The 5,643-nt window shown below is 73.6% G+C and carries 6 protein-coding genes; 3 read left to right on the forward strand and 3 right to left on the reverse strand.

Annotation, left to right across the window (positions count from 1 at the left end; translation table 11 throughout):
* On the reverse strand, positions 1 to 497 hold a 497-nt coding region (locus LOY02_RS13630; RefSeq protein WP_317182920.1), incomplete at its 3' end, for an enoyl-CoA hydratase-related protein.
* Positions 498 to 622: 125 nt separating this feature from the next.
* Positions 623 to 1,528, reverse strand: coding sequence for a hypothetical protein (locus LOY02_RS13635; protein WP_317182906.1), 906 nt, complete (start codon positions 1,526 to 1,528; stop codon positions 623 to 625).
* 202 nt (positions 1,529 to 1,730) lie between these two features.
* Here LOY02_RS13635 and cobT point away from each other — a divergent pair, with 202 nt between their 5' ends.
* The 3 genes from cobT to LOY02_RS13650 are packed head-to-tail and all read left to right on the forward strand — an operon-like array spanning position 1,731 to position 4,583.
* Positions 1,731 to 2,783, forward strand: a complete 1,053-nt coding sequence (gene cobT, locus LOY02_RS13640) for a nicotinate-nucleotide--dimethylbenzimidazole phosphoribosyltransferase (RefSeq protein ID WP_317182907.1) — start codon at positions 1,731 to 1,733, stop codon at positions 2,781 to 2,783.
* A gap of 34 nt (positions 2,784 to 2,817) precedes the next feature.
* Positions 2,818 to 3,825 (forward strand): o-succinylbenzoate synthase, encoded by a 1,008-nt coding sequence (locus LOY02_RS13645; RefSeq protein WP_317182908.1) that lies wholly within the window; start codon positions 2,818 to 2,820, stop codon positions 3,823 to 3,825.
* Positions 3,822 to 4,583, forward strand: coding sequence for a 3-keto-5-aminohexanoate cleavage protein (locus tag LOY02_RS13650; RefSeq protein ID WP_317182909.1), 762 nt, complete (start codon positions 3,822 to 3,824; stop codon positions 4,581 to 4,583). The genes LOY02_RS13645 and LOY02_RS13650 overlap by 4 nt, the downstream gene beginning before the upstream one ends.
* Positions 4,584 to 4,590: 7 nt before the next feature.
* On the opposite strand, the gene LOY02_RS13655 is transcribed toward LOY02_RS13650, so the two are convergent.
* The coding region (locus tag LOY02_RS13655) for a thiamine pyrophosphate-dependent enzyme (protein WP_317182910.1) at positions 4,591 to 5,643 on the reverse strand (1,053 nt) is incomplete at its 5' end.

A 5,643-nucleotide genomic window follows, 5' to 3' on the forward strand; every position in this document is an offset into this window, starting at 1 on the left:
GAGTGCCCGCCGCCGGCCGCCCAGCCATTGACGACCGCGATGACGATCTTCGGCATCGTGCGGATGAGGCGCTGGACCTCGAGGATGTGGAGGCGTCCGCCCTGGGCCTTGACGCGGGCCTCGTCGATCCCGGCTGACGTCGCGTCGGCGTCCGGAGACGTGGCGTACTGGTAGCCGGAGCGGCCGCGGATCCGCTGGTCGCCTCCGGAGCAGAACGCCCACTTCCCGTCCTTGGGGGACGGGCCGTTGCCGGTGATGAGGACGACGCCGACGTCCGGGGTCATCCGGGCATGGTCGAGTGCCCGGTAGAGCTCGTCGACGGTGTGCGGCCGGAAGGCGTTGAGCACGTCGGGCCGGTTGAAGGCGACGCGCACCACACCGGACTCCGGACGTGGTCGGCCCTCGGCATGGCGGCGTCGGTGGTAGGTGATGTCGGTGAAGTCGAACCCCGGGACGGTGTCCCACTCGGTCGGGTCGAAGATCTCGGACACCGGCATGGAGCGGCCGCCGGGCTCTCCGCTCGTCACGCCGTCCGTCGCGTTGTCGTGCGTCTCGCTGGTCACCTCCCGACCCTAGCGGTGCCTCCTCGACCTGCAGGACACCCTCGGACGCCAACCCGACGTCATCGACCTGCGAGGTCCTCGCGCACGAAGGCGTTGTCGTCGACAGGGCCCGGCCGCTCGTGCGCGCTCGCCACCGCCCTGGCCTCGGCGGCGAGAGCGGCGTCTCGGAGCGCGACGATGTCACGTCTCACCCGGGACGTGAGCAGGTCGGTGCGCGAGAGCGGCTCGAGGTCGGGCAGGGCACGGGGGCGAGACACCCACGGCGGTTGTGCCGAGCCGAGGAGCCGGGCGACGATCCTGCCCTTCGCGGCGGGGAAGACCTTGAGCCCCACGTGCTCGCAGACGGCCTTCTGCGTGACCCGCCCGAGGGGACCCATGGCCCCGTTGGCCCGGCCGACGGCCCAGCACACGGCCCCAGCGACCTGGAGTGGGTCGTCCGGCAGCCGGCCGCCCAGCAGCTCCGGGCCGACTGCAGCCAAGGCCCTCCGAAAGGCGGTGCGCATCTCGGCCCCGAAGCAGGCGTCGGCCAGGTGGTCGAGGGCCTCGACGGCGGATCGGAAGCGCGCGACGACGTCGCCATCGCCGACCGCGACAGTGGGGAGTGAGAACTCCTCGTCGGGGAGCGCGTCAGTGGTCAGCCCGTCGAGCGCCTCTGGCCCTCCGACGAGGTGCTCGAGCCACGCGACCGTGTCCCGCCACGGTGCCGATTCCTGCTCGACCAGCGCTTCGCGGCGCCACAGACGCTCGACCTTGTCGACGCGCGGGTCGCCCAGCCACGGGGACTGCTGCAGCGGCTCGTGCCACGTGTCGACGACCCGTCCGTCGACGAGCACGACGTAGGCGACCGTGCGCTCTCGCGGTGGCGGGTAGACGGGGAGCCATCGGTCGGGTCCCGGATCGTGGTGGTCGTCGTCCTCGTAGCGCTCGCCCACCCACGGGTCCTCCACCCAGCCTGTACCCTCCATCGCACCGTTCCCTTCGTCGCGTCCACGGCTGACGGCACGACTCTCGGCCCTGCGGGTCATGACCTCCAGCGCCACGTGCGGTGCTGTGGAGAACCGGCATCGCCCGGGAAGGGATGTGGACGACCGGTTCGTGGCTCACGGGGAAGGTCGGCGAGGATGAGCTGCGCGCAGGACGCAACACCGCCAAGCAACCGGAGGCCCGATGACCACCCAGACGTCCACCATCACCCCGCCGGACGCCCGGGTCCACGCCCTCGCCCTCGAGCGCCTCGACGGTCTGGCCAAGCCGCTCGGGGCGCTCGGCCGGCTGGAGCAGGTCGGCGCCTGGCTCGCGGCCTGCCAGGGCGTCTGCCCGCCCGAGCCGATCGAGCACGTGCGCGCTGTCGTCCTCGCGGGGGACCACGGGGTCACGGCCTCCGGCGTGTCCGCCTACCCGAGCGACGTCACCGCGGCGATGGTCCATGCCTTCGTCGGGGGTGACGCGGGCGTGAGCGTGCTCGCCCGGCAGCACGGCGCGACCGTGCGGGTCCTCGACATCGGCGTCGCTGCCGACCTCCACGGCGTTCCGGCAGACGTCACCGTCCACAAGCTGACTCGATCGTCCGGCTCCATCGACGTCACCGACGCGATCAGCCGAGACCTCGCGGAGCGCGCGATCGCCGTCGGCGCCGAGATCGCCGACGCAGAGGTCGACGCCGGGGCACAGCTGCTCGTCCTCGGCGACATGGGCATCGGCAACACCACTCCGTCCTCCGCCATCGTCGCGGCCACCCTGGGCCTCGCCCCGGAGACCGTCGTCGGGCGCGGCACCGGCATCGACGACGGGACCCACGCCCGCAAGCGTGACGTCCTCGCGCGCGCCCTGGCCCGGGCCTGTGACGACCGCGGTCTCATCGAGGACCCCGTCCAGCGCCTCACCGCCCTCGGATCGGCGGACCTGGCTGTCGGGGCAGGATTCCTTGCCCAGGCCGCGCGTCGGGGCGTGCCCGTGCTGCTCGACGGGGTCATCGCCTGTGCCGAGGCGCTCGTCGCCGCCGATCTCGCCCCCGGGGCACAGGCCTGGTTCCTCGCGGGGCACCGCTCCACCGAGCCGGCCCAGACCCACGCGCTCGACGCACTCGGGCTCGAGCCGCTGCTCGACCTCGGCATGCGTCTGGGCGAGGGGTCGGGTGCGATGGCTGCCGTCCCGCTCGTGCGCTCGGCGGCCCTGCTCCTGCGCGAGATGGCGTTGCTCGCGGACCTGGCCGCGCCGTGACACCGCGGAGTCGTCCCTCGGTCATGATGTGGGGGTGACCCATCTGCCTCCCGTCGCCGCGCTGCTCGAGCGGGCGCACGTCGTGTCGATCCCCATGCGCGTGCGGTTCAGAGGGGTCGACGTTCGAGAGGCCGTCGTCTTCGAGGGGCCGTCCGGGTGGGGTGAGTTCGCGCCCTTCCCCGAGTATGACGACGCGGAGTCCGCTCGCTGGCTGGCCGCCGGGATCGAGGAGGCGTATGCCGCTCGGCCGGCTCCCGTCCGCGACGTGGTCCCGGTCAATGCCACCGTGCCCGCGGTTCCGCCCGAGGACGTGCCCGGCGTCCTCTCCCGCTTCGAGGGGTGCATGACGGCGAAGGTCAAGGTCGCCGAGCGCGGCCAGACCCTTCGCGACGACCTCGACCGCATCGCCGCGGTCCGCGACGCGATGGGGGCGCGTGCGCGCATCCGCATCGACGCCAACGGGGCCTGGGACGTCGAGACGGCCACGGAGGCCCTCCGGAGGTCAGCGGCATACGGCATCGAGTACGCCGAGCAGCCCTGCGCCACCGTCGACGAGCTCGCCGAGCTGCGAAGGGTGTTGGCGCGCAGCGCGATCGAGGTCCCCATCGCTGCCGACGAGTCGATTCGCAAGGCAGAGGACCCGCTGCTCGTCGCGCGGAAGGAAGCGGCCGACCTCGTCGTCGTCAAGGTCGCACCGCTCGGAGGCGTCACCGCAGCTCTCCAGATCGTCGAGGCCTGCGGGCTGCCCGCGGTGGTCTCGTCGGCCCTCGACACGAGCGTCGGGATCTCCGCCGGCGTGGCCTTGGCAGCCGCCCTCCCGAGCCTCGAGCACGCCTGCGGTCTCGGCACCGTGGGCCTCTTCACCACCGATGTCGCGGCGGAGCCGATGCGGCCCCGAGCCGGGGTGCTGCGCCCGAGGCGCATCACGCCCGACCCCGAGGCGCTGTCCGTGCTGGCCGCATCCCCGGAACGGCAGGCGTGGTGGCGGGATCGCCTGGCGCGGTGCCACCGGCTGCTGGACCGCACCGGGGCGCGACGATGATCAAGGCCTGTCTCAACGGCGGCCGCCACCCCCGCGCACACCCCAGGCTGCCGGTGTCGCCGGAGGCAGTCGGTCGGGCCGCCCGTGAGGTCGTCGACGCCGGCGCCTTCATGGTGCACGTCCACCCCCGTGACGAGCAGGGTCGGGAGTCGCTCGCCGTGGGACCCCTGGTCGACACCATGGCGGCGATCCGCTCGCTCGTGCCCGACGTCCGCATCAGCGTCACGACGCGGGACGGCATCGCGGCCGATGAGCGCGAGAAGCACGCCCTCGTGTCGGCGTGGCCCGGGCCCGATGACGGCGGTCCCGACTGCGCGAGTGTCAACTGGCACGAGCCGGGGGCAGTGAGGGTGGCTGGAGCATTGCGCACCAAGGGAATCGGTGTGGAAGCCGGCATCTGGACGCCGCACGCGGCGACGGCCTTCGTCTCGACGAACTGGCCGTGGCAGGTCGAGCGGGTCCTCGTCGAGGTGATTCCCGGGCACACCCGGGGCAGCGACGGGGTCTGGGCTGCCGAGCGGGTCCTCGCCGCGCTGGGGATGTCCCCGGCGCCTGTCCTCGTCCACGGAGAGCAGGCTTGGGCCTGGCCGGTGCTCCGGTGGGCGCAGCGCTCCGGCTACGACGTGCGGATCGGCCTCGAGGACACCCTGGTCATGCCGAGCGGCCGGGAGGCCCGAGACAACGCCGAGCTCGTCTCCGAGGCGCTGAGGTTCGGTGGTGGTGCACCGACGCAGTGGCCGGTGCCCGACCCGCTCTGAACCTGGCTCAGAGGGACGCCGCGAGGGTGCGCAGGTGCTCGGCCTCCGCCCGCCGCTCCGTCCGTGAGACGGGCACCTCGAGCAGCCGTATGCCGCTGGGCCGGCTCTGCAGCGCCACCGCCAGCCGCTCCGGCCCGGTGACCCGCTCGTGGGCGATGCCGTGCGCCCGACAGAGGGCGGCGAGGTCGGTGTGGTGGGCCGTGCCGAAGACCCGCTCGAAGGCCGGCTCATAGGGCGGCGCACCCTGCTCGAGGCCGGCGAAGATCGCGCCGCCGTCATCGTTGAGCACGACGAGGGTGAGGTCCGGGCGGGGCTCGTCCGGACCGATGAGCAGGCCGTTGGTGTCGTGGAGGAGGGTGAGGTCGCCGAGGTAGGCGATGGTGCGGGAGGCGTTGGCGCGACCCAGGGCGATCCCGACCGCGGTCGACACGGTCCCGTCGATCCCGGCGAGGCCGCGGTTGCCGACGACGAAGCGGTGCTCGTGCGGGGGCCATGGCCTGGCCATGACGTCGAGGTCCCGGACGACGTTGGACGAGCCGACGACGAGGGTCGTGTGCGCGGTCACCGCGTCGGCGACGACCGAGGCGATGGCCAGGGGCGAGCCGGGCCGGCGGGCGAGGTGGGCGTCGATCGCAGAGCCCAGTGCGTCGTCCGCGGCACGCCAGCGGTCGAACCACCCGGGCACGTCGTGCGCACCCGACGGCGTGGGAGCCGGGCCGACTGTCGGCACCTGGTCGAGGACGCGGGCCACCCGGCCGGGGTCGGTCGCAGTGCCCGTGCGGTCGCGCACCGCGAGGACCTCGATCGCGGGGTCGCTGATGAGCCCGGTGACGGGCCGGGAGAGGGTCGGGTGGCCGACGACGACGACGCGCTCGATCTCGGTGCGCAGACCCGTGCCGAGCAGGAGGCGGTGGGTCCGGATGGCCTGCCGACCGACCCGGGCGCCAGAGGTCGGCTCCGCGAGCAGCGGCCAGTTCCCTGCCTCGGCGAGGAGGCGGGCCGCGGGCCCGGCGTCGTCGCCGGCGACGACGACCGTCCGCGGGCCGAGGGCGAGCTGCTC

The organism is Intrasporangium sp. (assembly GCF_032907665.1).
Lineage (GTDB): Bacteria > Actinomycetota > Actinomycetes > Actinomycetales > Dermatophilaceae > Intrasporangium.

Coding starts and splice junctions, on each gene's coding strand:
- cobT (WP_317182907.1), top strand. CDS start 1,731: ATGACCACCCAGACGTCCACCATCACCCCGCCGGACGCCCGGGTCCAC.
- LOY02_RS13635 (WP_317182906.1), bottom strand. CDS start 1,528: ATGGAGGGTACAGGCTGGGTGGAGGACCCGTGGGTGGGCGAGCGCTAC.
- LOY02_RS13650 (WP_317182909.1), top strand. CDS start 3,822: ATGATCAAGGCCTGTCTCAACGGCGGCCGCCACCCCCGCGCACACCCC.